A 1,765-nucleotide genomic window follows, 5' to 3' on the forward strand; every position below is an offset into this window, starting at 1 on the left:
CTGCGGAAGCGGCACAGATCGATTTTGGGACGGCGAAGATAAAGCTCCTCTGGAACCGAAGCTCTGTCTCTGCGGCAAGTGCATAAGTCGCTCAAACCCGCCGACTCCAGACATCTTACGCCCGATGACGCGAACCGAACGTCTCTGTAGACCTTGGCCGTGTGAGACGAGGCTCATTCACTGTCGTATGTCTTGGGAGATGGCAAGCCGAGTGCCACCATAAATATCCATTTGATTGAAATCTGTGCGACACATACCATCTTGGGCGTTGGCTCTGATGGGAGTGTCGCTCATGGTTGATGGCATCAAATATAAAGATGTTGATCTTAAATATAAATTCAAGAATCTCACCTCAGTTATCAATCATGACAAATTTAAAAATTCAGAAATCACAATACAACCATACCATAGTGGATTTACATGTGTTTATAATTCGTCAGAAATTCGCAATGCGTCAGCGAGAATTGGTTCTATTTTTTCCAAAACATGGACGCCCATTCGAATTGATCAATCTGGCATTGGGTCAGTTATCGGGAGCATAGCAAAACAGCAATCCCATTGGTCGGAGTCGAGTGGCGCTATTTGTGGGGCACTGGCTGAGACGGTCCGTACGGTTCGGAACGTTGAGAGCCAAATCGGCGCGATAATTTCCAACTCTTTGGGAATTGTAGGGAGTATCCGGAGTTCTCTTTCTTCACCAGAGCTGTCGGATTGGGTAATTCGCTGGGGTTGTAAGGATCGTGCTATCGGCGCACTTAAGAAAGCAGGTTGGCTTCCCCACCCCGCAATCCCAAGTGAATTCGTTCTTGAAGTTCTGGACAATGGAGGCGAAGACGCCCTTTCACACGAGGTAGAGAGATATCTGTGTGATAATTGGGTAGATATATCCAAAAATTTTATGGTGCGATTTGAGCGTAGCGGTGCGGATCAAGAGACGTTGGATGCTATGAATGAGGCCCTCGCGTGTCGAGCCAATGGCCTTCACCGTGCAGTCTGCCGTACTGTGTTTCCTGAGATTGAGAGGGCCGTGCGCATGAGAATGCCACCGCCCAACCCTGAGAGAATGACCAGCCTCACGGAAATCAGAGAAATAATAGCCAAACTGCCAATCGGCGCATTTGACATCTCCCCCATAGACTGGATGCCGGTCTTTGAACATATTCAAGATGCATGTTATACGAATGTTGGAGGCGATGCATCTGTATCTGATTTTCCCTTTCCTAACCGCCACGCGGTCGCGCACGGCAGGTTACCTTGCTCAACACCTCGTGACAGCATGAATAGCCTAGTAATTGCTGATTTTATGTTCTCATGTCTCGGTTCAGCTGTGATTCACCTCACACGGGAAGGAGCCTCAGCCGAAGAGGAAGTAATCGCCCCTCATGGGAGCCCTGATATGTAGGTTCGGGAGAGTGGGGTGGCACAGCACTCCCACCGGGGGAAACCTCACTCCGCCGCTTGATCAGATACCCGCTGAGATTTTTCCGCCTCAACATCCGGGCAGAGGTGCCCCAGGTCCAGCCCCTCGCACCGCAGCCGCGCCATCACCTCCTTCGGGATGTCCGAGTTGCGGTAGGCATCCTCGCAGCAGTGACGGAAGCTGTGGAAGACGGTCTTGACCGTCTAGACCTGACAAGAAGTCCAGAAAGCCCCGTGACCGTGACACCCTCGCCCGATCCAGCGGGGGCTGTCGGTCCTGCCTTGGAGGGGGTGTCACGTTGGGAAAAGGCGTTGCGACACCCCAGCTAGGCCGTTGAAACTCGAC

1 protein-coding gene is annotated in these 1,765 nt (G+C 51.7%); it reads left to right on the plus strand.

The genetic code is table 11. The features are described from left to right. The first annotated feature begins 292 nt into the window (after positions 1-292). Positions 293-1,402: a hypothetical protein gene (locus tag K678_RS18880; RefSeq protein ID WP_155804602.1), complete on the plus strand. Its 1,110-nt coding sequence runs from the start codon at positions 293-295 to the stop codon at positions 1,400-1,402. Positions 1,403-1,765 lie beyond the last annotated feature (363 nt).

The organism is Magnetospirillum fulvum MGU-K5 (assembly GCF_000442515.1).
Classification (GTDB): Bacteria; Pseudomonadota; Alphaproteobacteria; order Rhodospirillales; family Magnetospirillaceae; genus Phaeospirillum; species Phaeospirillum fulvum_B.